Genomic DNA, 25028 nt, shown 5'->3' on the forward strand with positions numbered 1-25028 from the left:
CTAGATAATGAAAAAATCTGCATTGGTGAGGCCGGGTTTCGTATCGAGCACGGCGAACTGGACGGCGGCCGCGGCGCCGTTTCCATCCTTGTCATAGAACAGCTTGCCGGTATCGGTTTCGTAAATGATCCGGTCGCTCCCGTCATGGGCCTTGCCTGAATCGTTGCCGTAGAATGCAGCACTCGCCAGCGTGCCCGCCGTCGTCAGCGCGGTAAAGATCGCATTGTCCAGCTGCATCGTGTCGTCAGCGGCGACAAAGTCCGTGATGTGATCGACATTGGCGGAGCTGAGCGTCGTGCTGAACACAAACTTGTCGGTGCTGCTGCCCCCGGTCAGGGTATCCTTGCCGAGGCCACCGTTTAACGTATCGGCGCCGCTCCCGCCGGAGAGCTTGTTTGCACCACTGTTGCCGATAAGCGTGTTGGCGAGAGAATTGCCCGCGCCATTGATATTGCTGCTGCCGGTCAACAACAGCTTCTCGACATTGGCGGCGAGCGTGAAGCTGGCGGATGCCTTCACCGTATCGGTGCCGGCGCCAGAGCCCTCGGTCACCACATCGTCGCTGTTGTCGACAATGTAGGTGTCGTCGCCTGCGCCACCGAACATCGCATCGGCACCCGTGCCGCCATCGATCGTATTTTTACCGGATGTTCCCAGGATCGTATTCGCAAGCGAGTTGCCGGTGCCGCTGAGATCGCCCGTGCCGGTCAGCGTCAGCCTTTCGATATTGGCGGAAAGCACGTAGCTCACCGAGGAATATACCAGGTCACTGCCGGCATTTGAGCCTTCGATGACAACGTCCTTGCTGCTGTTGGCGTAATAGATATCGTTGCCGGTACCTCCCGCCATCCTGTCAACGCCGGCACCACCGTTTATCCTGTCATTTCCGGCGTTGCCGTAGAGCGTGTCATTGCCGTCGCCGCCGGAAATATCGTCATTGCCGTCGCCGCCGGTGATATCGTCGTTGCCCGCGCCGCCGGAAATCTTGTCAAACCCGGCTTCGCCATCAAGCAGGTCGTTGCCATCGCCACCGGAGAGGCTGTCATCGCCATCGCCGCCGCTGAGGTTGTCGTCGCCGGTGTCTCCGGACATGATGTCGTCGCCAAGACTGCCGCTGAGGAAGTCATTCCCGTCCCCACCGACAACGGTGTCGTCGCCATCGCCGCCATTGGCGCTGTCATCGCCCGCACCACCGACAAGAAGGTCATCGCCGGTGCCGCCGGACATAAAATCGTCGCCGGCATTGCCCCGCAGACTGTCGTTTCCAGCTCCTCCCGAAAGTGTATCATCGCCGGTGCCGCCACCTATGCTGTCGTTGCCACCGTAACCTTTCAGGATATCATCCTTGTTGCTGCCGGATATGGTATCGTTGCCGCTGAGAAAAACAGCAGCGGCATTTCCCGTGTATGACCAGTTGAGGAGGTGCAGATAATAATACAAACCGTCAAATGTTGACCACCCGGCGGAATATCCCGGGGAAAATGAGAGGGTTATCCCTTGGCTCGATCCCGATGTAACGATAGATGGGGTAATTGGGGTCTTGGCCCGAGTTCCTGGCGAGGAATGGTGGCTGCTCCAATCGGATGATAAAACGAGGTTGCTAGCAAAGCACCTCAATCACCGAAAGGAACAGCCATGCAGTATTATGCCGGACTCGACGTTTCTTTGGAAGAGACAGCAATCTGCGTCGTCGATCAGACGGGCAAAATAGTCCGCGAGATGGTTGCGGTGTCAGAGCCGGAGGCGCTGGCAGCCGCCCTCGCCGGCACGGGACTGAGTTTTGAGCGGATAGGAATGGAAGCGTGCGGCACGACGGCCTGGCTGCACGACGGCATGCAGGAGCGAGGCGTAGCCTCGATCTGCATTGACGCGCGCCGCGCCAATGCAGCGATGAAGACGATGCCGAACAAGACGGACCGAAACGACGCAAGGTCCATCGCCCAGATCATGCGGACCGGCTGGTTCACGCAGGTGCATGTGAAGAGCAGGCGTTCGCGCCAGTGGCGGGCAACGCTGACCGCCCGAAGGACGGTCGCGCAGAACCTGCGAGACATCCAGAACGCGATCCGCGCGTTGCTCCGCGAGGAGGGGATAAAGCTGGGACGGCCGTCCAGCGCCAGTTTCATCGCCAGGGCGCGGGAAGCAGCAGGAGGGGAAGAGGCGCTTATGGCAGCGGTGGAACCGCTGCTGGCCGTTCTCACGGCCATGGAGCAGCAACTGAACCGTCTGACGAAAATCGTCATGAACCTCTGCCGAAGTGACGATACTTGCCGACGGCTGATGACCGTCCCGGGTGTTGGGCCGATCACGGCCGTGAGTTATGTCGCGACGATCGACGATCCGTCGCGGTTCCGGCGGTCGCGCGACGTCGGAGCGCATCTCGGACTAACGCCGCGACGATATCAGTCTGGCGAGACCGACACGCAGGGGCATATCAGTCGCTGCGGTGACGAAGCGATGCGGGCGCTGCTCTACGAGGCAGCGAACGCGCTGCTCTGCGTTTCGAGGAAATGGTCCAGCCTCAAGGTCTGGGGAATGGCGGTGGCGAAGCGGCGCGGTTTGAACCGCGCCCGCGTTGCAGTCGCGAGAAAGCTGGCGACGATCCTCCACCACATGTGGAGTGACGAGACGGACTTCCGGTACGGCAAGGAGATTGCGGCGTAACCGCCGCTCGAGGTTTGGAGCTTCGCCTGACCGGGCGATGACTGAACCGCCCCGAGGGGACGGTGAATGGAGTTACAGCGAAACATGCATTGTCTCGCCTTACGGCGAAGACGTCCGATAGATTGCTGAACTTCCTTCCCCATACCCCATCATGCGGCGGGCCTCGCCCCGACCGCGAAGAGAAGCGAGTGACCCGCGGGACGGGACGGTAAAAAGCAGCGAAGGAATGCCGAATGGAGTCTTGACCCAACGACCCCAATTAGAGAAATGCTTGTTATTGATCCATTGTAATTTGCGGTATTGGCTCCGGTTCCACTGAAGGTGACTTGAACCTGATTTTCCGAGTTGAAGTAATTCCATACACTAGTTCCCGTTCCCACGGGACCGGCATCCCCGACTCCGAACAGATCGTCGATGTTAATGGCAATGTCGTTTTGGTTCGTATAAATATTGGCCATCGGTACCTCCCGCAGGCGCCTCAATAAGGGAATGCTAACACGTTACCCGGCCGTCAGATATTAGTTTAGTAGAAAATTAAGAACGCGAAGCGAAGCCTTTACAGTGCGTCCAGCAGGCTCCGAGATCGGGCTCAGAGAGGACGCGTCGCCAATGACACGTGAAAGGAACCGCTTAAAAACGTTTCCGGGCAGACTTATGAAGACGGTAGGATTGGTGGTGCCCCATGCCGGAATCGAACCAGCACTCCTTTCGGAACTCGATTTTGAGTCGAGCGCGTCTACCAGTTCCGCCAATGGGGCAAGGGGACCGTTTCGGTAGGTAAAGTGCGTGTACACGAAGGGTTTCGCCCGGGTCAACCGGGATTTTGCAATTCAGGTTCAAGCTCATCACGAAAGCGTGCGAACGGTCATAGTTACGCCCGTTTACACCCGCTTGTTTCCTGCCTAAAACCGCAACGACTTCGAACAGGATCTCCGAATGCTCCGACGCCTCTACGACTGGACCATGTCGCTCGCCGCCCGCAAATCAGCAGAAGTCTGGCTTGCCGTCATCGCCTTCGTCGAGAGCTCCGTGTTTCTCGTTCCAGCCGATGTGCTGTTCCTGCCGATGGCGCTGGCGCGGCCGGAGCGGGCCTGGCGCTACGCGCTGGTGGCAACGGTTGCTTCGGTTCTGGGCGGCATTGCGGGCTGGTATATCGGCCACTATGCCTTCGAGGCGTTGGCCAAGCCGATCCTGCATTTCTACGGCAAGCTTGAAGCCTTTGAGGCAATGAAGGCCTCGGTCGGCTATGAGATGCTGGTGCTGCTGCTGGTCACGTCGGGCCTCGCCCATCTGCCGCCGATCAAGGTGGTGACGATCCTCTCGGGCGCCGCCAACATCAATCTCGGCCTGTTCATCATCTCCGCGATCATCGCGCGTGGCGCCCGCTTCTTCGTGCTTGCGTGGCTCTTGCAGCGCTATGGCGAGGAAATCCGCCACTTCATCGAAAAGCGGCTGGGCATGCTGGCCGCCGCCGTTGCCGGCGTACTGATCGCCGTCTTCGCGGCTTACCGTTTCCTGGCCTAGAGCGTGTCGCTTCAGGTCTTTGTTTTTCCGCATGTCTTTTGCGCCTACACACTTTTGCGCGACATGCCTTAACACGTCAACGAGGTCCTTCGTGCTCGCTACGCCGCTCCAGTCTTCCCGCCGTCTGGCATCCTCCCTCCTTGCCACGCTTGGCATGGCGGCGACGGTGGGCGGTGCGCTCGCGTTTCAGTATATTGGCGGCTATATCCCCTGCGCGCTCTGCCTGATGCAGCGCGATCCCTATTACTACGGCATCCCCGTCGGGATCGCGGCGACGCTCAGCGCACTTTTGCGCGGACCTCAATGGCTGACCCGCGGGCTTCTGGCCATCGTCGGCATCATGATGCTCGTCGGCGCCGGTATCGCCGTTTATCACGCCGGCGTGGAGTGGCACTTCTGGGAAGGTCCGGCGACCTGCGCGACGACGGCAACCGGCGTCTCGTCGAATGTCGGCGACCTGCTCGGCGATCTCGACAGCAAGCATGGCCCTTCCTGCACGGATGCGGCGCTGCGTGTCCTCGGGCTGTCCTTTGCCGGATGGAATGTCATCGCCAGCCTCATCCTTGCGGCGATTGCCCTGAGAGGCGCGGCCAAGGCCTGAAACGTCGGAACGAGGGGAAGCGACGCGCTATCCCCTCTCCCCAGCGATCATCTGATGGCGGCCTTTACGGCTGCAGTTCCACATCCCAGTAGAGATAGTCCATCCAGCTTTCATGCAGATGGTTGGGCGGGAACAGGCGACCATTGTTGTGCAGGTCCTGCACGGTCGGGTGATACGGCTTCTGGTGCGGGAACATGCCGGCCTTGCGGGGCATCTTGCCGCCCTTGCGCAGATTGCACGGCGAGCACGCCGCAACGACGTTTTCCCAGGTCGTCTGTCCGCCGCAGCAGCGGGGGATGACGTGGTCGAACGTCAGATCGTCAGGCGATCCGCAATACTGGCATTCGAACCTGTCACGCAGAAAGACGTTAAACCGGGTGAAGGCCGGATGGCGCGATGGCTGGACGTAGCTTTTCAGGCAGACGACGCTCGGCAGGCGCATCGCGAAACTCGGCGACGACACCTGATGATCGTATTCGGCAAGGATATGAACGCGGTCAAGGAAAACGGCCTTGATCGCGTCCTGCCAGGACCACAGCGATAAGGGATAATAACTCAACGGCCTGTAATCGGCGTTCAAGACGAGCGCCGGAAGGGCCTGTGGAGAAACTGCAATCGTCAAGTACGTGTACTCCTGATCGATTCGGCATCTGCTATGTCTATATTAGGCGCGTTGCGTCAGGATTGTGAAGCCGAAAGCAAAAACGCACACAGATTCACTTTTTTGCCATTGGCGCGACCGGAATGGCGTCCCTGTGCATCGCATGGGCATAATACGCCCAGAACAATCTCGCCGCCACACTGCGCCACGGCGCCCAGGCTTCGGTCACCTGATCAAGCTCGCGCGCCGAAGGGCGCAGCTCCATCGAAAACGCGTGGCCAACCGCATTCTGCAGCGCGACGTCGCCAACCGGGAAGACATCCGGGTGGCCCGCGCAGAAGAGAAGATAGACTTCGGCTGTCCAGCGGCCGACGCCGCGGATCGCGCTCAACTCGCGGATCGCAGCGCGTCCCTCGGCAAGGCAGATCGCCTGAAGATCGATATCGCCGGCAAGCTCGGCGCGCGCAACGGCACGCAAGGCCTCGGTCTTTGCCCGGGAAAGGCCGAAAACGCGACAGTCCTCGTCGGTCGCGGCAAGGATACCGGCCGAATTGATCGTTTCGAGCCGCTCCTCCATGCGCCGCCAGATCGCCGCAGCACTCGCCTTGGAGACCATTTGCGAAACGATGATATTGGCAAGCCCGGCGTAACCCGGATCGCTGCGACGCAACGGCACCGGCCCTGCCCGCTGAACCACCGGCTCCAGCCGCGCATCCAACATCACGAGGCCATCGAGCCCCGCCGATATATCTTCATGCGTCCGGATGATCCGCATTGCTGCAATCCATTGCTTCGGCCGATTGCGGCTTGGCCGCAAGCATGCTCCGTGGCAAGAGAAAAAACCATGCCCGAGATTTTGTCAAAACCGCCCGTCTTTCGTTTTGCCCCGAGCCCGAACGGGTTGCTGCATCTCGGCCATGCGCTGTCAGCGCTGATCAATCACGACATGGCGACACAATCCGGCGGCCGCTTTCTGCTGCGCATCGAAGATATCGATACGGCGCGCTGCCGGCCGGAGTTCGAGGCGGCGATTTATGAGGATCTCACCTGGCTCGGTCTCGGCTGGGAAAAGCCGGTGCGACGGCAATCGGATCATTTCGCATTTTACGCAAAGAGATTGAAACAGCTGATCGAGCGGGAGCTTGCCTATCCCTCGTTCCTGAGCCGCAGTGAAATCAAGGCCGCCGTTGCGGAAAAGGAAACATCGGGAAGAGCCTGGCCGCGTGATCCTGACGGCGCGCCTCACTATCCGGGCGACGAACGCCACTGGAATGCTTCCGAGCGCGCGAAAATGCTTGCGACGGGCGGGCAGCATGCGTGGCGGCTGGATATGCGGAAGGCCTTAGGTGAAATTGAGGGGCCGCTTTTCTGGCAAGAAACCGGGGCCGGGCCGGATAGCGAAACCGAGGTCGTTTCCGCCGATCCGGCCGAATGGGGCGATATCGTGCTTTCCCGTTCGGATGCGCCTTCGAGCTACCATCTGTCCGTGACGCTCGACGACGCCTTGCAGGGCATCACCCATGTTGTGCGCGGGCAGGACCTGTTTCACGCGACATCCGTGCACCGGCTGCTCCAGCGCCTGCTGGACCTGCCGGAGCCCGTCTATCACCATCACCGGCTGATCCTCGACGCCGCAGGCAAGAAACTTTCGAAGAGCGATGGCGCAACCGGACTTGCCGCCTATCGCGCGGCCGGCCACTCAGCCGCCGATATCCGCGCGCTTCTCCTCTAGCGGCGGGCGTGCATCCGGCGCCTCGATCATCGGCTGGCCACGGAAATGACGGATCACCATGCGCTTGACCTTGTACTTCATGATCGCCGCATTGATCTCCGCGCCGATGATGAAAATCGCCCCAACCATATAAAGGAAGACGAGCACGATCATGATCGAGGCAAGACCTGCATAGGTCGAGACATAATTGGCAAAGGTCGAAAGATAGGACGCAAAAGCATAGGCGCCGATGGACCAGGCGATCAGCGTCAGCACGATGCCGGGCAGCACGTCCAGGATCTTGCGGTGACCATCCGGCAGCCAGAGATGGGAGATAGTCAGCCCTGCCGTCAACGTTACCAATGCCAGCGCAAGCCCCCAATTGTCGACGGCGGCAAGCTGCTCGGTCAGCCAGGGCACCCAACGATCGGCGTGACGAAGCGCCAGCGGCACCGCAACCAGCAGCAGGCTGACGAAAGCAAGAATGATAACACCGGCCAGCACGAAGCCGAGGCTGGCCAGACGGGTGATGTACCAGGGGCGGCTTTCGGCCACACGGTAGGCGCGATTGAGCGAGACGCGCAGCGCCTCGACGCCATTTGAGGCGAAGTAAGCCGCCGCCAGCACCGAAACCGTCAGCAGGCCGCCGCGCGGGATGGTCAGCACCTGCACGATCTCATCGGCAACCGGTTTTGCGATGGATTCGGGCCAGGCATCGAAGATCAGGTGAACGGCGGTTTCGGCAAACTGATCGGCACCCAGGAAACTCCCCAGCGCCGTTCCGAAAATCAGGAAGGGAAAGACGGCGAGCAGCGAAGACAGAGCGACATGGCTCGCCATGGCCCAGCCGTCATCCTCGCTGAAATGCCAGAGCGCATCGAAGACGACCTTCCAGGCTATTTGAATGAAGGTCGGCATTCCGTCTCCCGCATTATTTCATTCACGCGTGCATCTCTCACCTTAAGTCTTCTGTCGCTGCTTGTCGCCTCACTGGAGCACAGTCTTTCGCCGACGGTGATCGCTTATGCCGAAACGCCGCAGCCGGATGACGGGCAATTGTCTCTTGCACGCGAATATGGGAAACCGGGCGGCAATTTCCACCGGGACCATCAAACATATGGCAGACAACAGGCCCAGTATCATCGTGACCGGATGTTCCTCCGGCATTGGCGCATGGTGCGCGCGGGCGCTGCTGAAGGACGGCTGGCGCGTCTTTGCAACTGTGCGCCGGGAAGAAGACCTCGGCTCACTGCGATCCGAAGGCATCGAAGCCTTCATCATGGATTATACCAGGGGCGACACTATATCCTCTCTGGTGGAGGACGTTTTTGCCCGCACCGGCGGCAGGCTCGACGCGCTTTTCAACAACGGCGCCTATGGCCAGGCCGGCGCGGTGGAGGATCTTCCGACGGAAGCCCTGCGGCTTCAGCTGGAAACGAATGTCATCGGCTGGCATGACCTGACAAGACGCGTCATTCCGGCGATGCGGGCGCAGGGCCACGGGCGGATCGTGCAATGCTCGTCCATTCTCGGCATCGTGCCCTATAAGTGGCGCGGGGCTTATAATGCCTCGAAATTTGCGCTGGAAGGCCTGTCGCTGACCATGCTCATGGAGCTTGACGGCAGCGGCGTGCATATAAGCCTGATCGAGCCCGGCCCGATCACCTCACGCTTCACCGCCAACGCGCTCACGCAGATCGAGCGGTTCATCGATCTCAAGGGCTCGGTCCATGCGGTCGAATATGAGCGGCAATTGAAGCGGCTGAAAGGCGAGAGCAAGCCGGCAAAGGGCAAGCTCGAACCCGATGCGGTCTATAGCGTGCTGAAGCATGCCTTGACCGCCAAGGCGCCGAAGCCGCATTACATCGTCACCACGCCCGCCAAACAGGGAGCGCTCCTGAAGAAGCTGCTGCCGGCGGGCCTGTTCTATCGCATCATCGGCCGGCTCGGCTGATCGGAAAGGCAAGGCAATGCACAGTTTTCTCACCGGATTGACCCTGCTCGTCATGGGTCTCGTGGTCATCGTTCTCATCCGCGGCCTGTTCAACATGGCCAAGGGCGGCAGCGGCAGCACCTCCAACAAGCTGATGCAGGCGCGCGTCGTGTTGCAGGCGGTTGCGATCGCGCTGATAATGCTCACCCTCTGGATCACCGGCGGCGGTCGCCCCTCGTAAGGATGAAGACCGCATGGTCAAGCTGAACAAGATCTACACCAAGACCGGCGATGATGGCACGACGGGGCTTGCCACCGGGCCACGCCGGCTGAAAAGCGATCTGCGGGTCGAAGCCTACGGCACGATCGACGAAGCCAACTCCGCAATCGGACTTGCGCGGCTGCATACGGCCGACAATGCCGATCTCGATGCGATGCTGATGCGCATCCAGAACGATCTCTTCGATCTCGGCGCCGATCTTTCCACGCCCGATACCGGCGAGGCGCTGGCCTATGAACCGCTGCGCATCCTTGCCAGCCAGGTACACCGCATCGAAACCGAGATCGACCATCTGAACGCCGATCTCCAGCCTCTTCGCTCCTTCGTGCTGCCCGGCGGCAGTCCTGCGGCAGCGGCGTTGCATCTCGCCCGCACCATCACACGGCGGGCGGAGCGCCTGATGGTGGCGCTGGCCCGGATCGACGGCGAGATCGTCAGCAACGAGGCCATCGCTTACGCCAACCGGCTCTCGGATTTCCTCTTCGTCGCGGCCCGCTGGACGAACGACAAGGGCGTCTCGGACGTGCTTTGGGTTCCGGGGAAGAACCGGTAGGGGCGGCGCGCCAGGAAATAAATACCCTGTTCATGTGTTGTCGTATGTGACAACATAGACCTATGAAAGAAATTGCGTGGGTCAGAGCAGCGTTGAAAGATTTTGAGGGTTTCCCCAAGTCGTCCAGGACAGGATGAAAGACGCTCTTGCTATCGCAAGCATGGGCCAAAAGGCCGATATGCGAAACCCATGAAAGGCTTGGGAGCGGGTGTCCTGGAAATTGCCCTTCCCTATCGCACCGATGCCTATCGGGTCTTCTATGCAGTGCAGTTGGGCGATAAGCTTTGGGTAGTTCATGCTTTCCAAAAGAAATCGACAAAGGGAATAGCGACGCCTCAGAAAGAGGTGGAGCTCATCAGATCGCGTTTAAAAACGGATAGAGGAGATGTTGAGATGATCGATGATGATTTCGCTATCGTTCATGGCAGCGGCAACATTTATGCCGACCTCGGTGATCCGGACGCCGACACGAAGCTCATGAAAGCCCAACTCGCAGCAGAAATTATTGCCGTGCTGGATCGCCGCAAGCTAACTCTGCGTGAAGGTGAAAAGCTTGCGACGGTTACAGCGGCGGATTTATCCCGTATTCGTAGTGCTGACCTGGGTCGTTTCACGATCGACCGGCTGGTGCGCGTCCTGAATGCCCTCGACCGGCGCGTGACAGTCAAGGTTAGCAAGGCAACGAAGACTCAACGGCCCCACAGGCCTGCTGCCGCTTAACGCTTCAAGGCGAAGGACTCGCCTTTGTTGACATTCACCGCTTTCGGGAAACGCCATGTTCATACCCCTGCATGACACCAACTCCCTGAAGCACATCAAGGTGCAGTATGTGACGATCGGGCTGATCGCTCTCAACTGCATCGTCTGGCTGATCACCGGGCCACTTGCCTCGCAGAATTTCGCCAATGCGACGCTGCTGGGGCTTGGTTACATCCCTGCTCTCGCCTTCGACTACGCCCATCTCGCGCCGAACCTTGTGCTGGTTCCGGAGAGCGCGACCTATATCACCTATGCCTTCCTGCACACGGACTTCTGGCATCTCGCTTCGAACATGCTGTTCCTCTGGGTGTTCGGAGACAATGTCGAGGATGCGCTGGGGCATCTGCGCTTTCTTGCCTTCTATCTTCTGTGCGCCGCTGCCGGGGCCTTGACCCACGGGCTCGTCGAAACATCCTCGGAGGCGCCGCTGATCGGTGCGTCCGGGGCGATCTCCGGCGTGGTCGCCGCTTATTTCCTCCTGCATCCCAAAGTCAGGGTCTGGGTTCTGGTGTTTTTCCGCATTCCCCTGCCGCTGCCAGCCTTCATTCCGCTTGCCTTGTGGATCCTGCAGCAGTTCGTGATGCTGGCCATCGACCCGCACGGCAATGTCTCCTGGGGTGCGCATGTCGGCGGGATCATCGCCGGTCTGGTGCTTGTTGTCGTTTTGCGACGTCGCGATGTCCCGCTTTTCGACCGCACAATCGTCACCCCGAAGGCGGTAGTACCCAGAATCCCGCCCGTCACATCCGGCGGTGAGGTCACGGCTCCTCCCTCCCGCAACCCGACGCCATGGGGACGGCCCTCCTGACGGGACGCTGTGGAAAACAATGCGAAACGCGGTGGGCTTCCGCTTTTTCAACGGGTTGATGCTTTCCTTCAAATCGAAAGTCCCGAATGAACCGATTTAACCCGGATTTTCATTTGTAAAATATTGACTTGCACGTAAACGTAATACAACGTCGCGTCGCATCATCACCCCCCGGAGGGAAAGGCAGCGATTGTATTTGGAGAAAAAACGCGTATCGATGTCGCCAATCGACAATCAGAGCGCTGCGTTAAAGCGCATTTTCTCGGCAAAAGTCTCGAAGGAAGGATCCCATGAAAATCTTGGTCACCGTTAAACGTGTCGTCGACTACAACGTGAAGATCCGTGTGAAGCCGGATGGTTCGGGTGTGGAGCTTGCCAATGTGAAGATGTCGATGAACCCGTTCGACGAGATTTCGGTCGAAGAGGCTTTGCGGCTGAAGGAAGCCGGCAAGGCGGATGAAGTGGTCGTCGTGTCGGTCGGTCCGGCGAAGGCTGAAGAGACGCTGCGCACGGCGCTTGCCATGGGTGCCGACCGGGCCATCCTGGTGGAGACCGATGATGCGGTCGAGCCGCTCACTGTGGCCAAGATCGTCAAGGGTGTGGCCGAGGCTGAGCAGCCGGGCCTGATCATCGTCGGCAAGCAGGCGATCGATGACGATAGTAACCAGACCGGCCAGATGCTGTCGGCACTGCTCGGCTGGGCTCAGGGCACCTTCGCTTCGAAGGTCGAGATATCCGATGGCAAGGCAACCGTGACCCGCGAAGTCGATGGTGGCCTGCAGACGATCGACATCAAGCTGCCGGCCGTGGTCACCACCGACCTGCGCCTGAACGAGCCGCGTTATGCGTCGTTGCCGAACATCATGAAGGCCAAGAAGAAGCCGCTCGACAAGAAGACACCGGCTGATTTCGGTGTCGACACGACGGCACGCCTGAAGGTCCTGAAGACCGAGGAGCCGGAAGGCCGCAAGGCCGGCGTCAAGGTGAAGTCCGTCGCCGAGCTCGTTTCGAGCCTGAAGACCGCTGGCGTCCTGTAACCGGAAGATTTGAGGAGATATCACCATGGCCATTCTTCTTCTGGCTGACCACGACACCACCCACCTGTCCGACCAGACCGCCAAGGCGCTGACGGCAGCTTCCCAGATTGGCGGCGACGTCCACATCCTCGTGGCCGGCCCCAGGGCAATCGCCGAACAGGCCGCCAGGCTTGCGGGCGTCGCGAAGGTGCTCGTTGCTGACGATGCCGGTCTTGCCAACAATCTGGCGGAACCGCTCGCAGCGCTGATCGTCTCGCTGTCCGGCAGTTACGACACGATCCTCTCGGCGGCCACCTCGGTCGGCAAGAACGTGCTGCCGCGCGTCGCAGCCCTGCTCGATGTCGCCCAGATCTCCGAGATCACCGAGGTTGTCTCGGCCGATACCTTCAAGCGGCCGATCTATGCCGGCAACGCCATCCAGACGGTTCAGTCCACCGATGCCAAACGAGTGATCACCGTGCGCACCGCCTCCTTCGCTTCGGCTGCGGAAGGTGGTTCGGCTTCGGTCGAGAGCGTCTCGGCGGCTGCCGATCCGGGTCTGTCGACCTTCGTCAAGGATGCGCTGTCGTCGTCGGATCGTCCGGAGCTGACCTCTGCCAAGATCATCATCTCCGGTGGTCGTGCACTCGGTTCGTCGGAGAAGTTCCAGGAAGTGATCCTTCCGGTTGCCGACAAGCTCGGTGCTGCTGTTGGCGCCTCCCGCGCGGCCGTCGATGCGGGCTATGCGCCGAACGACTGGCAAGTCGGGCAGACCGGCAAGGTGGTTGCCCCGCAGCTCTACATCGCCTGCGGCATCTCCGGCGCGATCCAACATCTGGCGGGCATGAAGGACAGTAAAGTCATCGTCGCCATCAACAAGGACGAGGAAGCCCCGATCTTCCAGGTCGCTGACTACGGATTGGTCGGCGATCTCTTCGTCATCCTGCCGGAGCTTGAGAAGGCCCTCTAAGACAGCAATCGCCCTTTCCAAGGCGGCCGCGCGGACCTCGTGCGGCCGCCTTTTTATTGACCCTATTGATTAAGCCTGATGCGCGAACAGGCACGAAAAAGGCTGGAAACTTCGGGCATATCGCTTTATCACTGGCACCCGGAACCAAGTCCACCACACGGCTTGACCCGGCCCTGTGACCCGCATGGCCGTTGCAATGATGGAAACCCGGCTCAATGATCAAGACAATCGGAATTGTAGGTGCAGGACAGATGGGCTGCGGTATTGCCCAGGTATCGGCTGCGGCCGGCTACAAGGTCCAGATCTACGATATCTCCGCAGACCGGGTTGAACAGGGACTTGCTACCATCAACGGCAACATCTCGCGTGCGGTTTCTGCCGGCAAGCTTTCCGACGAAGAGCGCAAAAGTGCTTTGGCCTTGATCAAGGGCTCGTCCGACGTCAACGACCTCTCCCCTGCCGATCTCGTCATCGAAGCCGCAACGGAAGACGAGAGCGTCAAACGCAAGATCTACGGCGTCATCTGCCCGGTGCTGAAGGCGGACGCCATTCTTGCAACCAATACCTCCTCCTTGTCGATCACGCGGCTTGCATCCGCGACCGACCGCCCCGAACGCTTCATGGGCATCCACTTCATGAACCCGGTTCCGGTGATGAAGCTGGTGGAACTGGTGCGCGGCATCGCCACCGAGGAGGGCACCTTCGCCACCGCCAAGGCCTTCGTCGCCTCGCTCGACAAGACAATCACGGTGGCCGAGGATTTCCCCGCCTTCATCGTCAACCGCATCCTGCTGCCGATGATCAACGAGGCGATCTACACGCTTTATGAAGGCGTCGGTACGGTCGACGCGATCGATACCGCCATGAAGCTCGGCGCCAACCATCCGATGGGACCGCTGCAGCTCGCCGATTTCATCGGTCTCGATACCTGTCTCTCGATCATGCAGGTGCTGCATGACGGGCTGGCAGACTCGAAATACCGCCCCTGCCCGCTGCTTGTGAAATATGTCGAAGCCGGCTGGCTCGGCCGCAAGTCCGGCCGCGGATTCTACGATTATCGCGGCGAGACGCCCGTTCCGACGCGGTAAGCGTCAGGCCTCAGAACCGAACCAAAGACTATCGATCTCTTCCTTATCGAGAGGCCGGCCGTGAGGCCCAGCCAGTCGTGCGAGATCGTTGGCGGTAAGCGCTATGCGATCCGGGAGGCTTGTCTTTTGGTATTCCCGGCGCAACTCCCCTTCCAATGGTTGAATGACCACGGCTGTCATCGTCACGCCTCGCTTACTTGCGAGTTGCGCCGCAAGACTACGGGCGTGGGCGCTTCCGATTTGGAGCCTCATCACACCCCGCCCGTAGCGGCCTTGATCAGCGCCTTCGCATCGTCGCTATCCCAGGCGGCCGGACCGTTCATCGAAGAGATGAGGCAGCCCTTGTCGTCCATCAGGAGCGTGACCGGCAGGCCGAAGGCGAGGCCTTCCTTTTTCAGGGTGTTGAAGACGCCCATCGAGGCATCACGGTAGAAGCCGAGGTCGTGCACGCCGGTCTCGTCGAGGAAGGCCCTGGGTTTTTCGTCACCGCCGGTATCGATGTTGACGGCGATCACCTCAAAGCGGTCGCTGCCGGCCGCCTTTTGCAGGGCGTTCAGCGCCGGCATCTCCTCGCGGCAGGGCACGCACCATGTGGCCCAGAGATTGAGAAGCACGGTCTTGCCGGTGAAATCGGCGAGCGTCAGGTCCTTGCCATCTGCCCCGTTGAAGCTGAGGCCTGGAAGGGGGCGTGGTTCGGGAACCGGCGACATGGCGGCAACCTGTCCCTTCAGGAACGGCGTGATCGCGGCGCCCTTTCCAGCGGCCGTCGGGCAGCCTGCCGCGTCAGCAGTTTTGGCGCCTGCGCCATTGCCAGACCCGCTTTCCTTCACGTATACCACCGCCGCACCGGCGATCAGCCCCGCAAGGGCGGCGAGCGCCACGATCTTGGCGGCGGGAAGGCTCTTCTTCTGGTCTGTCATGTCAATTTCCAAGGCAACGGGTCATTTCAGGGCGGGCATACTTCATGGGCGACGGCACATCCGAAAGCAAATCCTCCAACCAGATGTGGGGCGGACGTTTCGCTTCGGGTCCGGATGCGATCATGGAGGAGATAAATGCCTCGATCGGCTTCGACAAGAAGCTTTTCGCGCAGGATATCCGCGGCTCAAAGGCGCATGCGACGATGCTCGCGCATCAAGGCATCATTTCGGCCGAAGATAAAGACAAGATCCTTCACGGCCTCGACACGATCCTGTCAGAGATCGAGAGCGGAAAGTTTGAGTTTTCCCGCCGCCTCGAAGACATACACATGAACATCGAGGCAAGGCTTGCGACCCTGATCGGCCCGGCCGCCGGCCGCCTGCACACCGCCCGCTCGCGTAACGACCAGGTGGCGCTCGACTTCCGCCTCTGGGTGAAGGAAGAGCTTGCGAAGACCGAGACCATGCTGACCGCATTGATCGCGGCCTTCCTTGATCGTGCGGAAGAACATGCCGAGACCGTGATGCCCGGCTTTACCCATCTGCAGACGGCGCAGCCGGTGACCTTTGGCCACCATTGCATGGCCTATGTCGAGATGTTCGGCCGCGACCGGCAGCGGGTGCGCCACGCCATCGAGCATCTGGACGAAAGCCCCATCGGGGCTGCAGCCCTTGCCGGCACCGGCTTTCCGATCGATCGTCACATGACGGCGAAGGCGCTCGGTTTCCGCGAGCCGACCCGCAACTCGATCGACACCGTTTCCGACCGCGATTTCGCGCTGGAATTCCTCTCCATCGCCTCCATCTGCGCCGTGCACCTGTCGCGGCTGGCTGAAGAAATTGTCATCTGGTCGACGCCGCAGTTCGGTTTCGTGCGTCTTTCCGACGCTTTCTCGACCGGCTCGTCGATCATGCCGCAGAAGAAGAACCCGGATGCGGCCGAGCTGGTGCGCGCCAAGACCGGCCGCATCAACGGTTCTCTGATCGCGCTCCTGACTGTGATGAAGGGCCTGCCGCTCGCCTATTCCAAGGACATGCAGGAAGACAAGGAACAGGTCTTCGACAGTGCAGAAAGCCTGGAGCTGGCGATTGCCGCCATGACCGGCATGGTCAGAGACCTGACCATCCGCACCGACAGGATGAAGGCCGCGGCGGGCTCGGGTTTCTCGACCGCCACGGATCTTGCCGACTGGCTGGTGCGCGAGGCGGGCCTGCCCTTCCGCGATGCTCACCATGTCACCGGCCGTGCCGTGGCACTGGCGGAGGAGAAGGGCTGTGAGCTGGCTGAGCTTTCCCTCGCCGACCTGCAGGCTATTCATCCTGATATCACCGACAAGGTGTTTAGCGTGTTGACGGTCGAGGCATCAGTGGCAAGCCGGACCTCCTTCGGCGGTACCGCGCCAAGCGAAGTAAAAAAGCAGATCGCCTGGTGGCGTAGCCGGAATTGAGATCAACAAAGAGGGTGCACAACATCCTCAAAAATCGATAATGCTTTTTCAGATTGATCCGGCAGGCGCCGGCACCGGGAAAACGACATGCTTTCGCGTAAGACGACCTATTTCCTCCTTGCCATCGCCGCTGCCGGCATCGTGCTCTCGGGTTGCGGTCGCAAGGGCGATCTCGACCGGCCGGGCGCAACCACGATCAACAGGAAAGCCGCTCCCGGCACGACCGAGAAAAAACCCGAGGCTCCTGAACGACCCTTCCTTCTCGACCCTCTTCTTTGAGCCCCTTTTCCGAGCCTAAGAGCAAAACCGTGAACCACTTCGAATATCGCGACGGCATTCTTTTTGCCGAAGACGTGTCCGTCATCGACATCGCCAAGGCCGTCGGTACCCCGTTCTACTGCTACTCCACGGCGACGCTTGAGCGCCATTATAACGTCTTCGCCAAAGCCTTCGAGGATGTCGATGCCCTCGTCTGCTATGCGATGAAGGCGAATTCGAACCAGGCGGTGCTGAAGACGCTCGCCCGGCTCGGCGCCGGCGTCGATGTCGTGTCCGGCGGCGAACTGCGCCGCGCCTTGGCCGCCGGCGTTCCGGCAAACCGCATCATGTTTTCCGGCGTCGGCAAGACCGTGCAGGAAATGGATCTGGCGCTCGAGGCCGGCATCTACTGCTTCAACGTCGAATCCGAACCGGAACTGGAAATCCTGAACCTGCGTGCCATTCGTCTCGGCAAAAAGGCGCATGTCTCCTTCCGCATTAATCCCGACGTGGACGCCAAGACCCACGCCAAGATCTCGACCGGCAAAAAGGAAAATAAGTTCGGTATCGGCTATGAGCGCGCCCGCGCCGTCTATGCCCATGCGGCCACCTTGGCCGGTATCAAGGTCACCGGGATCGACATGCATATCGGCAGTCAGATCACCGCGCTGCAGCCCTTCGAGGATGCCTTCAAGGTGCTGCGCGAGCTGGTCGATACGCTGCGCGCCGATGGCCATGCGATCGATCATGTCGATGTCGGCGGCGGTCTGGGTGTCCCCTACAAGGAAGACAACAATCCGCCGCCCCTGCCGGACGCCTATGCCGAAATCGTCAAGAACCAGCTGCGCGACCTCGCCTGCAAGATCGTCACCGAACCCGGCCGGCTGATCGTCGGCAATGCCGGTATCCTCGTGACCGAGGTGATCTATGTGAAGGACGGCGGCTCGAAGACCTTCGTCATCGTCGATGGCGCGATGAACGACCTCATCCGCCCGACGCTGTACGAGGCCTATCACGAGATCCGCCCGGTGAGGATTTCCGCGGCCAATGCACCGCGCATCACCGCCGATATCGTTGGTCCGGTCTGCGAGACCGGCGACTATCTGGCGCTCGATCGCGAGATGGCGATGCCGAAACCCGGCGACCTGATCGCCGTCGGCACGGCCGGTGCCTATGGCGCGGTACAGGCCGGCACCTACAATTCCCGCCTTCTGGTGCCGGAAGTGCTGGTCAAGGGTAATCGCTTCCATGTGATTCGCCCCCGCGGCACCTATGAGGATCTCATCGGCCTCGACCGCATCCCGGACTGGCTTGACTGAACGGCGCCTAGTGGAACAAGGCTCACATTGCTGCGCAATCCCATCACGTTTTCAGGATCGCCCTCGTCTTCGCCACAAACAATGTTATCTTCGTTCCCACAGGTGACAACCCGTAAGGGAAACGAGGGAACGTGACCGGATGGCGCAAGGGCCGCAGCGGCGACCGACCGAGGAAAAACCAAAGATGCAGACCGGCGAGCTTGCCAGGACACTGAGCTTCAAGCGCGCTTTGGCCCGCTTCGTAATCTTGGCCGAGGGCGCCATACCTCGGCTGCTGCCGCCGATTGCCCTGCTCCTGCTGCTGGCTTCTGCCGCCTGGTTCGGGCTTTTCCGCATTATGCCCTTCTGGCTGCACGCCGGCCTCCTTGCCATCAGCGTGCTGGTGTTTCTCGTTCTCCTCGCCCCATTGGTGCGACTGCGCATGCCGGATACCAATCAAACCGATCGGTTCCTGGAGGATCGCAACGCGCTGCCGCATCAGGCCATCAGCGTTCAGGCGGATACCCCGGCAACGGATGGCGCTTTCGGGCTTGCGCTGTGGCAGGAACACCAGCTGCGCATGGCCCGCATGATCGATGCATTGCAGACGGGCCTTCCTCGCCCGGATATTGCCCGTTTTGACAGCTATGCCCTCAGGGCTATTCCCGTCTTGCTCGCCTGCGTCGCCTTTGCCTTTTCCTTCTCGAACAGGGCCGGCAGTCTTGCGGACGCGTTTCGCCTGCCGCAGGCGCCGGTCATTCAATCGGATGTGCGCATCGACGCCTGGGTGACGCCGCCTGCCTATACCGGCAAGGCACCGATATTCCTGACAGGTCGTGAAACCACGCCAGCAGAGGTGCTGAACATTCCGCAGTTCAGCGAAGTGACGGTGCGCGTTGTGAGCGACGAGACCATGCCCGTGACGTTCCGCGAAAAAGGGACTGCCGAGGCCGTTTCCATACCCTTGCAGGAACAGGAGGTCGCCAAGGCAGGCGCAGGAGGCCCGCGGGATCCGCTGCCGGCTGGTGCCATTGCCTCCGCTCAGCAGCCGGCCGCAAAACCGGTATTGCCCGGCAGCCAGACCCATCTCTACAAGATCAGCCGCGACGGCGAGCTTTCCGTCGGTGGCCAGAAATGGACCTTCACCGTTATTCCGGACGGCGTTCCCGAAATTGCCTTTGACGGCATTCCGAAGACGACCGTGAATGCAGCCCTGGAAATTGCTTTCGCTGCCAGGGACGATTACGGCCTTCAGGATGCCTGGGCCGAGATCAAGCCACTTGACGAAGCGTCCCCGAATGCGCGTCCGCTCTATCCCCTGCCCGAATACCGGCTGGATCTGCCCAAGCGCAATGCGCGCGGGGCAAAGGGGCTGACCAGCCGCAACCTTTCGGAACATCCGCTCTCCGGCAAACGCGTACGCGTCACGCTCGTCGCACGGGACGCAGCCGGTCAGGAAGGCCGCAGCGTACCCCAGGACATGATCCTGCCGGCGCGGCAGTTCTTCGAGCCGCTGGCGGGCGCCGTTGCTGAAGAGCGACAGGTGTTCTCGCTTGATGCAAACGCCCTGCCCCGCGCAATCGACCTTAATGACGCGATCACGGCATTGGCTGAAGAGACGATCCCCAAGCTCACCCACTTCCTGCTGCTGAAATCGGCGCGCGCCCGGATGGAACTGGCCCGCGACGACGACATGCTCAGGGGTGCCGCCGATCATTTGTGGGAAATCGCGCTTGGCATCGAGGACGGCGATCTGGCCCTCGCCGACCGCAAGCTGCGCGACGCACAGCAGAAGCTTTCCGACGCGCTTGAGCGCAATGCATCGGACGAAGAAATCGCCAAGCTGATGCAGGAACTGCGCCAAGCCATGCAGGAATACATGGAGGCGCTGGCAAAGCAGGCCGCCAAGAACCCGCGCATGGCCGCCAACCCCAATCAGAACAACGTCGTCGATCAGCGCGATCTGCAGAAGATGATGGACCAGATCGAAAACCTCGCCAAATCCGGCGCCAAGGATCAGGCCCGCCAGATGCTGTCTGAAATGCAGCGGATGATGAACAACCTGCAGGCCGGCCGCTCGCAGCAGCAGATGCAGCAGGGCCAGGACAACAGCGAAATGCGCAAGCAGATGGATAAGCTCGGCCAGTTGATGCAGGACCAGCAGCGTCTGATGGATGAAACCTTCCGTTATGACCAAGCCCTTCGAGATCGCATGCAGCGCGGCGATCCGCTCGACGGGGAGGATCAGGAACTGTTCGATCAGGACATGCCACTGCCGCCGGGGCAGCAGCAGGACCAGAATGCCGGCGAACAGAGCCCGCTCGACCAGATGACCGAGGAACAGCTCAAACAGGCCCTCAAGGACATGAAGAGCCGGCAGGAGGCGCTGTCCAAGCAACTCGGCGACCTTCAGAAGGGCCTTGAAGGCATGGGTATCAAGCCCGGCAAGGGCTTTGGCGAAGCCGGGCGCGAGATGAAAGGCGCATCCGGCGCGCTCGGCGAAGGTCAGGGCGAAAAGGCTGTCGGCAACCAGGGACGGGCGTTGCAGGCGCTACGCGACGGCGCGCAGGATATGATGAACCAGATGCAGGGACAGGGCCAAGGTCCGGGACAAGGACAGGGCATCCCGCAATATGGGCAGAATGGCCGCGATCCGCTGGGCCGCAGGCAGCAGAACGCCGGCCCGGATTTCGGCGATCAGGTGAAAGTCCCGGACGAGATCGACACGCAGCGGGCGCGGGAAATCCTCGAGGAAATCCGCCGCCGCCTTGGCACCAACGCCTCTCCCGAAATGGAGAAGCAGTATCTGGAGCGGTTGCTGGATATTCGGTGAACTACGCCACCAGCGCCAGCGCCACAGCCTTGCGGATATCGGGTAATGTGAAAGGCTTGGATACGACGTCGAGCACCTTGCCGGAGAGATTGTCGGCGCGCTCGCGCTGCTCTGCATAGCCTGTCATGAGCAGGATCTTCAGCGAAGGAAATGTGGCGGACGCCTGCAGGGCGAGCTCGATCCCGTCCATGACCGGCATTCGGATATCGGACAGCAGGAGATCGAAGCTTTCGTCTTTCTTCAGAAGCGCAAGCCCTTCGGCACCGTCGGCCGCCTCGACCGTCTCGTGCCCATCCAGCTGCAGGGCACGCGCCACGAAGCGGCGCAGACTATCCTCATCTTCGGTAATCAGGATTTTCGCCATCATGGCCTCCATGGTTCAGATTGGCCGCTGCACGGGTTGCGGAAGTCATCTCCGGGATCGAATCACCGCAGCAACGGAGCGGCTTCTGGCCGCCCCCACTAAACCATCAGATTTTTCTTTGCTTTCCGTAAACGGGCCAGAGCGAGATCACACGGTGATCGTGCCGAAACGGATCACTCCGCGTCGCCGGTCACAATGCCGACGAAGGGAAGCTCGCGAAACGCGTAGGCGACGTCCATGCCATAGCCGACGACGAAATAGTCGGGGCATTCGAAACCGACATAATCGGCCTCAAGGTCGATCTGGCGTTTCACCTTCTTGTCGAGCAGCACGGCGAGCGACACCGACTTGGCGCCGCGCTCGTACATCAACTCCTTGGCAAAGCGCAGCGTGCGGCCGGATTCGAGAATATCATCAATGAGAAGGACATCGCGGCCATGCACGTCGCTATCGATATCCTTGATGATTTTCACGCCCTGGGAAACGGTCCCGGTGCCATAGCTGGAAAGGGTGATGAACTCCACTTCCGGGGCAAGACCTGCCGCATGCATCGCCCGGATCAGGTCGGCGGCAAAGATGAAGGAGCCCTTGAGCACGGAGATAACCAGCAGATCATCTGTCTTGCCCATGACGATTTCATTCGCCATTTCCTGGTTTCGCTTGGCGATGACGTCAGCGCTATAAAGCGGCTCGATATTTTTTCCACGAACGACGGGCATAAGGATATTCTCCGAAAACAAAAATGGAGACAGCCTCGGACGCCCCCGCAAGCATAGCCGCTTAGCACAGTCAGCGTGCGGATGCATCCGGCTTGCTGAATGAAACCTGCACGTCAGGCAGTTTTCCCCCGACGTGCGGAACGCGGGCCGCAAAGGGGCGACTTTCGCCAGGCGCCAGCATCGTTGCACCGGAAAGGACGCGGGCCGCCGTCTTGCGTCTGCCTTCGGTATCCACGTCAATCTGGATCACCGGCACGCTTTGCAGTTCGTTCGTCCGGTTTTCGACAACACCGTAGACCGAAATCACCTTCATGCCGTTGGCATCGCCGATCCGCGTCGTCACGTCGGAAATAACAAGCCCTGGCGTTGCCCCTGCCGACCCACCGATGAAGCCGACGACAAGGAAAACCACGGCGCAGAGCCCGGCCACCAGGGCAACAAAGGCACCGGGCGAAGCCAGACGAAGCAGGCGTTCGACATGCGCCATGGCTTCCGCGAGTATCGCAATCAGCAGCGACCCGACGCCCATTTCATCCGAAGGGTGCTTTTCCGCAGGCCGGCTGGCGGACGCGCCGCGATTGTTGTTGAAGATCGGATGGGAGGGACGGCGGCTGGGAAAACCTACGGTTTCGAACTCGACATCGACGATATCGGCGCGCCGGGCGACAGGCTTGGCCTGCGTTCGCGCCGCGTGTTCGGGCGGCAGGAAATCCATGCGCCGGGCGCCCTGCTCTTCCTGAAAGCGGAAAGCCTGCATCGCCTCTCCTTTCGCGGTCCAGAACCGCTCCGGAATGCCGGACGACCACAGGCCAGAATCCGGCATTGAAACAAATCTTTCCGACACGTAAACCTAAATGGTTAATGCTTCGAAAAGACTGCCCATAATCCGGCACGTTTTCATGGAAAATTAACCGGTGTTTAACCATGTTGGACCGGCCCCCGCGGTGACCGGAAGAACGTTTCAATCGACCGCGGGAGGCGGCAAACGCATGACGAGAGCTGGACTGCCCCGTTGATTCATTTTGAGAACGTTGGATTGCGCTACGGCATGGGCCCGGAAATCCTCCGAGACCTGACCTTCGACATTCCGCGAAAGTCGTTTCAGTTTCTGACGGGACCTTCGGGGGCCGGCAAGACAACGCTGCTGCGCCTGCTGTTTCTGTCGCTGAAGCCTACGCGCGGACTGATTCGCATGTTCGATCGCAACATATCCGCCATCCCGCGTGACGAATTTCCGATGCTGCGGCGGCGTGTCGGCATCGTCTTCCAGGATTTTCAGCTCCTCGACCATCTGACGACCTACGAAAATGTGGCGCTTCCACTGCGCGTGCGCGGCAAGGACGAATCATCCTACCGCGCCGACGTTCTCGAACTGCTCGGCTGGGTCGGCCTCGGCGAGCGCATCAATGTCCTGCCGCCGGTTCTTTCCGGGGGAGAAAAACAGCGCGCCGCCATCGCCCGCGCGCTGATAGACCGGCCGGAAATCCTGCTTGCAGACGAGCCGACCGGCAATGTCGATCCGCCGATGGCCCGCAGACTGCTTAATCTCTTCCTCGAGCTCAACCGGCTCGGCACCGCCGTCGTCATCGCAACGCACGATCTCTCGCTGATGGATCAGGTCGAGGCGCGGCGCATGATCCTCTCTGAGGGGCGGCTCGACATTTATGAGTGAAGCCCCCATCGCCAGCAAGGCGGAGCCAACAGGAGCTCAGCCTCGAAGAGCACCGTTGAAGGTGCGCGCGACCGCGCCGATCGTGCCCTCGACGAATGTTTCCGGCAATGCGCTGATGCTGGTCATCGCCATCATGGCGTTTCTCGCCTGCCTGACACTCGGCGCCGTCAGCATGGTGCACGCGACCGCGCAAAGCTGGCAAAGCCAGATTTCACGCGAGATCACCATCCAGATCAAACCGGACGAAAACCTGGATATGGAGAAGGCTCTCGCGGATGCGCGCGACCTGGCACTGACCTTCGACGGTACCACCGAAGGCAACATCGTGGATAAGGAAGCCACCGCACGACTGTTGGAGCCTTGGCTCGGCGAAGGGCTCGACCTTGACGAGCTACCCGTACCGCGGCTTGTGATCATTACCATTGATGAGCAAAATCCGCCGGATTTTGCCGCCATGCGCTCCGCCCTCGCGAAAGCCATCCCGCAGGCCTATCTGGATGATCACCGTACCTGGGTCGACCGGCTGGTCGCCATGGCGCGGACAACCGCGCTGATTGGCACCGGTGTCCTGGTTCTTGTCTTCTCGGCCATGGTCCTGACCGTGGTCTTTGCCACCCGCGGCACCCTGTCCGGCAACCGTCATATTGTCGAAGTCCTGCATTTCGTCGGCGCGGAAGCAAGTTTCGTGGCTTCCGAATTCCAGAAGCATTTTCTGAAGATCAGCCTGAAGGGTGCCGGGGCCGGCGGCCTGCTCGCCGCCCTTTGTTTCGCCGCAGCCGGCTTCTGGCAATCAAGGTCGCTTGCAACCCCGGAGAGCGACCAGGCGACCGCGCTCTTCGGCACGTTCACCATCGGTTATATGGGCTATGTCGGCATCGCCGCGATCATGATCGTGATTGCGCTTTTGACGACGCTGACGGCCCGTTTCACCATCATGCGCACGATCTACGAGATCGATCAGATCCGCTCGGATCCGGCGCGGATAGACACGCACCAGAATTGACCCCA

General features: G+C 60.6%; 27 protein-coding genes and 1 tRNA gene. 18 read left to right on the plus strand and 10 right to left on the minus strand.

Features of this window, described 5'->3' with window-relative positions:
- Positions 1–1440, minus strand: coding sequence for a calcium-binding protein (locus tag QO002_RS18555; protein WP_307232341.1), 1440 nt, complete (start codon positions 1438–1440; stop codon positions 1–3).
- A gap of 195 nt (positions 1441–1635) precedes the next feature.
- On the opposite strand from QO002_RS18555, the gene QO002_RS18560 reads away from it, so the two are divergent.
- Positions 1636–2664, plus strand: a complete 1029-nt coding sequence (locus QO002_RS18560; RefSeq protein ID WP_307228984.1) for an IS110 family RNA-guided transposase — start codon at positions 1636–1638, stop codon at positions 2662–2664.
- A 673-nt stretch (positions 2665–3337) separates the two neighbouring features.
- On the opposite strand, the gene QO002_RS18565 is transcribed toward QO002_RS18560, so the two are convergent.
- Positions 3338–3422, minus strand: a tRNA-Leu gene (locus QO002_RS18565).
- Between the two features lie 178 nt (positions 3423–3600).
- Here QO002_RS18565 and QO002_RS18570 point away from each other — a divergent pair.
- Together QO002_RS18570 and QO002_RS18575 are read left to right on the plus strand one after the other, a co-directional pair.
- Positions 3601–4188 carry a YqaA family protein gene (locus QO002_RS18570; protein WP_307232343.1) on the plus strand — a complete coding sequence of 196 codons (588 nt, stop codon included), beginning with the start codon at positions 3601–3603 and terminating at the stop codon, positions 4186–4188.
- A 91-nt stretch (positions 4189–4279) separates the two neighbouring features.
- Positions 4280–4789 (plus strand): disulfide bond formation protein B, encoded by a 510-nt coding sequence (locus QO002_RS18575; RefSeq protein ID WP_307232344.1) that lies wholly within the window; start codon positions 4280–4282, stop codon positions 4787–4789.
- 64 nt (positions 4790–4853) lie between these two features.
- On the opposite strand, the gene QO002_RS18580 is transcribed toward QO002_RS18575, so the two are convergent.
- Entirely contained in the window at positions 4854–5411 is a 558-nt protein-coding gene (locus QO002_RS18580; RefSeq protein WP_307232346.1) for an HNH endonuclease, read from the minus strand.
- A 94-nt stretch (positions 5412–5505) separates the two neighbouring features.
- Positions 5506–6165: a DNA-3-methyladenine glycosylase family protein gene (locus QO002_RS18585; protein ID WP_307232348.1), complete on the minus strand. Its 660-nt coding sequence runs from the start codon at positions 6163–6165 to the stop codon at positions 5506–5508.
- A 69-nt stretch (positions 6166–6234) separates the two neighbouring features.
- On the opposite strand from QO002_RS18585, the gene gluQRS reads away from it, so the two are divergent.
- A complete protein-coding gene (gluQRS, locus tag QO002_RS18590; protein WP_307232350.1) occupies positions 6235–7122 on the plus strand; it encodes a tRNA glutamyl-Q(34) synthetase GluQRS in 888 nt (295 codons plus the stop codon).
- On the opposite strand, the gene QO002_RS18595 is transcribed toward gluQRS, so the two are convergent.
- Positions 7090–8019, minus strand: a complete 930-nt coding sequence (locus tag QO002_RS18595) for a YihY/virulence factor BrkB family protein (RefSeq protein WP_307232352.1) — start codon at positions 8017–8019, stop codon at positions 7090–7092. The genes gluQRS and QO002_RS18595 overlap by 33 nt on opposite strands.
- 199 nt (positions 8020–8218) lie before the next feature.
- Here QO002_RS18595 and QO002_RS18600 point away from each other — a divergent pair, with 199 nt between their 5' ends.
- The 8 genes from QO002_RS18600 to QO002_RS18635 all read left to right on the plus strand — a co-directional run bounded on the left by QO002_RS18600 (position 8219) and on the right by QO002_RS18635 (position 14508).
- Positions 8219–9055 carry an SDR family oxidoreductase gene (locus QO002_RS18600; protein ID WP_307232354.1) on the plus strand — a complete coding sequence of 279 codons (837 nt, stop codon included), beginning with the start codon at positions 8219–8221 and terminating at the stop codon, positions 9053–9055.
- 16 nt (positions 9056–9071) lie between these two features.
- A complete protein-coding gene (locus QO002_RS18605) occupies positions 9072–9275 on the plus strand; it encodes a twin transmembrane helix small protein (RefSeq protein ID WP_307232356.1) in 204 nt (67 codons plus the stop codon).
- A 13-nt stretch (positions 9276–9288) separates the two neighbouring features.
- On the plus strand, positions 9289–9867 hold the full coding sequence (locus tag QO002_RS18610; RefSeq protein WP_307232358.1) for a cob(I)yrinic acid a,c-diamide adenosyltransferase: 579 nt from the start codon (positions 9289–9291) through the stop codon (positions 9865–9867).
- Positions 9868–10056: 189 nt separating this feature from the next.
- A complete protein-coding gene (locus tag QO002_RS18615; RefSeq protein WP_307232360.1) occupies positions 10057–10587 on the plus strand; it encodes an XRE family transcriptional regulator in 531 nt (176 codons plus the stop codon).
- Between the two features lie 55 nt (positions 10588–10642).
- Positions 10643–11434 carry a rhomboid family intramembrane serine protease gene (locus QO002_RS18620; RefSeq protein ID WP_307232362.1) on the plus strand — a complete coding sequence of 264 codons (792 nt, stop codon included), beginning with the start codon at positions 10643–10645 and terminating at the stop codon, positions 11432–11434.
- 290 nt (positions 11435–11724) lie between these two features.
- The gene (locus QO002_RS18625) at positions 11725–12471 is read left to right on the plus strand and encodes an electron transfer flavoprotein subunit beta/FixA family protein (protein ID WP_307232364.1); all 747 of its coding nucleotides are present in this window, start codon (positions 11725–11727) and stop codon (positions 12469–12471) included.
- Positions 12472–12496: 25 nt separating this feature from the next.
- Positions 12497–13420: an electron transfer flavoprotein subunit alpha/FixB family protein gene (locus tag QO002_RS18630; RefSeq protein WP_307232366.1), complete on the plus strand. Its 924-nt coding sequence runs from the start codon at positions 12497–12499 to the stop codon at positions 13418–13420.
- Positions 13421–13635: 215 nt separating this feature from the next.
- Positions 13636–14508 carry a 3-hydroxybutyryl-CoA dehydrogenase gene (locus tag QO002_RS18635; RefSeq protein ID WP_307232368.1) on the plus strand — a complete coding sequence of 291 codons (873 nt, stop codon included), beginning with the start codon at positions 13636–13638 and terminating at the stop codon, positions 14506–14508.
- A 3-nt stretch (positions 14509–14511) separates the two neighbouring features.
- Here the strand turns inward: QO002_RS18635 and QO002_RS18640 are convergent, their stop codons facing one another.
- Both QO002_RS18640 and tlpA read right to left on the minus strand, forming a co-directional pair.
- Positions 14512–14760, minus strand: coding sequence for a type II toxin-antitoxin system VapB family antitoxin (locus QO002_RS18640; protein ID WP_307232370.1), 249 nt, complete (start codon positions 14758–14760; stop codon positions 14512–14514).
- Positions 14760–15428: a thiol:disulfide interchange protein TlpA gene (gene tlpA, locus QO002_RS18645; protein WP_307232372.1), complete on the minus strand. Its 669-nt coding sequence runs from the start codon at positions 15426–15428 to the stop codon at positions 14760–14762. The genes QO002_RS18640 and tlpA overlap by 1 nt, the downstream gene beginning before the upstream one ends.
- Positions 15429–15472: 44 nt before the next feature.
- Here tlpA and argH point away from each other — a divergent pair, with 44 nt between their 5' ends.
- The 4 genes from argH to QO002_RS18665 all read left to right on the plus strand — a co-directional run bounded on the left by argH (position 15473) and on the right by QO002_RS18665 (position 21265).
- Positions 15473–16876: an argininosuccinate lyase gene (gene argH, locus QO002_RS18650; protein WP_307232374.1), complete on the plus strand. Its 1404-nt coding sequence runs from the start codon at positions 15473–15475 to the stop codon at positions 16874–16876.
- Positions 16877–16963: 87 nt separating this feature from the next.
- Positions 16964–17155 (plus strand): LPS translocon maturation chaperone LptM, encoded by a 192-nt coding sequence (gene lptM / locus QO002_RS18655; RefSeq protein ID WP_307232377.1) that lies wholly within the window; start codon positions 16964–16966, stop codon positions 17153–17155.
- 29 nt (positions 17156–17184) lie between these two features.
- Positions 17185–18453 carry a diaminopimelate decarboxylase gene (lysA, locus tag QO002_RS18660; RefSeq protein ID WP_307232379.1) on the plus strand — a complete coding sequence of 423 codons (1269 nt, stop codon included), beginning with the start codon at positions 17185–17187 and terminating at the stop codon, positions 18451–18453.
- Positions 18454–18637: 184 nt separating this feature from the next.
- A complete protein-coding gene (locus QO002_RS18665; protein ID WP_307232381.1) occupies positions 18638–21265 on the plus strand; it encodes a TIGR02302 family protein in 2628 nt (875 codons plus the stop codon).
- Between the two features lies 1 nt (position 21266).
- On the opposite strand, the gene QO002_RS18670 is transcribed toward QO002_RS18665, so the two are convergent.
- The 3 genes from QO002_RS18670 to QO002_RS18680 all read right to left on the minus strand — a co-directional run bounded on the left by QO002_RS18670 (position 21267) and on the right by QO002_RS18680 (position 23171).
- Entirely contained in the window at positions 21267–21629 is a 363-nt protein-coding gene (locus tag QO002_RS18670) for a response regulator (protein ID WP_307233509.1), read from the minus strand.
- 173 nt (positions 21630–21802) lie between these two features.
- Positions 21803–22348, minus strand: coding sequence for a hypoxanthine phosphoribosyltransferase (hpt, locus tag QO002_RS18675; protein WP_307232383.1), 546 nt, complete (start codon positions 22346–22348; stop codon positions 21803–21805).
- A gap of 70 nt (positions 22349–22418) precedes the next feature.
- Positions 22419–23171, minus strand: coding sequence for a hypothetical protein (locus tag QO002_RS18680; protein WP_307232385.1), 753 nt, complete (start codon positions 23169–23171; stop codon positions 22419–22421).
- A 189-nt stretch (positions 23172–23360) separates the two neighbouring features.
- On the opposite strand from QO002_RS18680, the gene ftsE reads away from it, so the two are divergent.
- Both ftsE and QO002_RS18690 read left to right on the plus strand, forming a co-directional pair.
- Positions 23361–24020: a cell division ATP-binding protein FtsE gene (ftsE, locus tag QO002_RS18685; protein ID WP_307232387.1), complete on the plus strand. Its 660-nt coding sequence runs from the start codon at positions 23361–23363 to the stop codon at positions 24018–24020.
- Complete coding sequence (locus tag QO002_RS18690) at positions 24013–25023, plus strand: cell division protein FtsX (RefSeq protein ID WP_307232389.1); 1011 nt, start codon at positions 24013–24015, stop codon at positions 25021–25023. Before ftsE ends, QO002_RS18690 begins: the two co-directional genes overlap by 8 nt.
- Positions 25024–25028: the final 5 nt, after the last annotated feature.

It is taken from the genome of Pararhizobium capsulatum DSM 1112 (assembly GCF_030814475.1).
GTDB lineage: Bacteria > Pseudomonadota > Alphaproteobacteria > Rhizobiales > Rhizobiaceae > Pararhizobium > Pararhizobium capsulatum.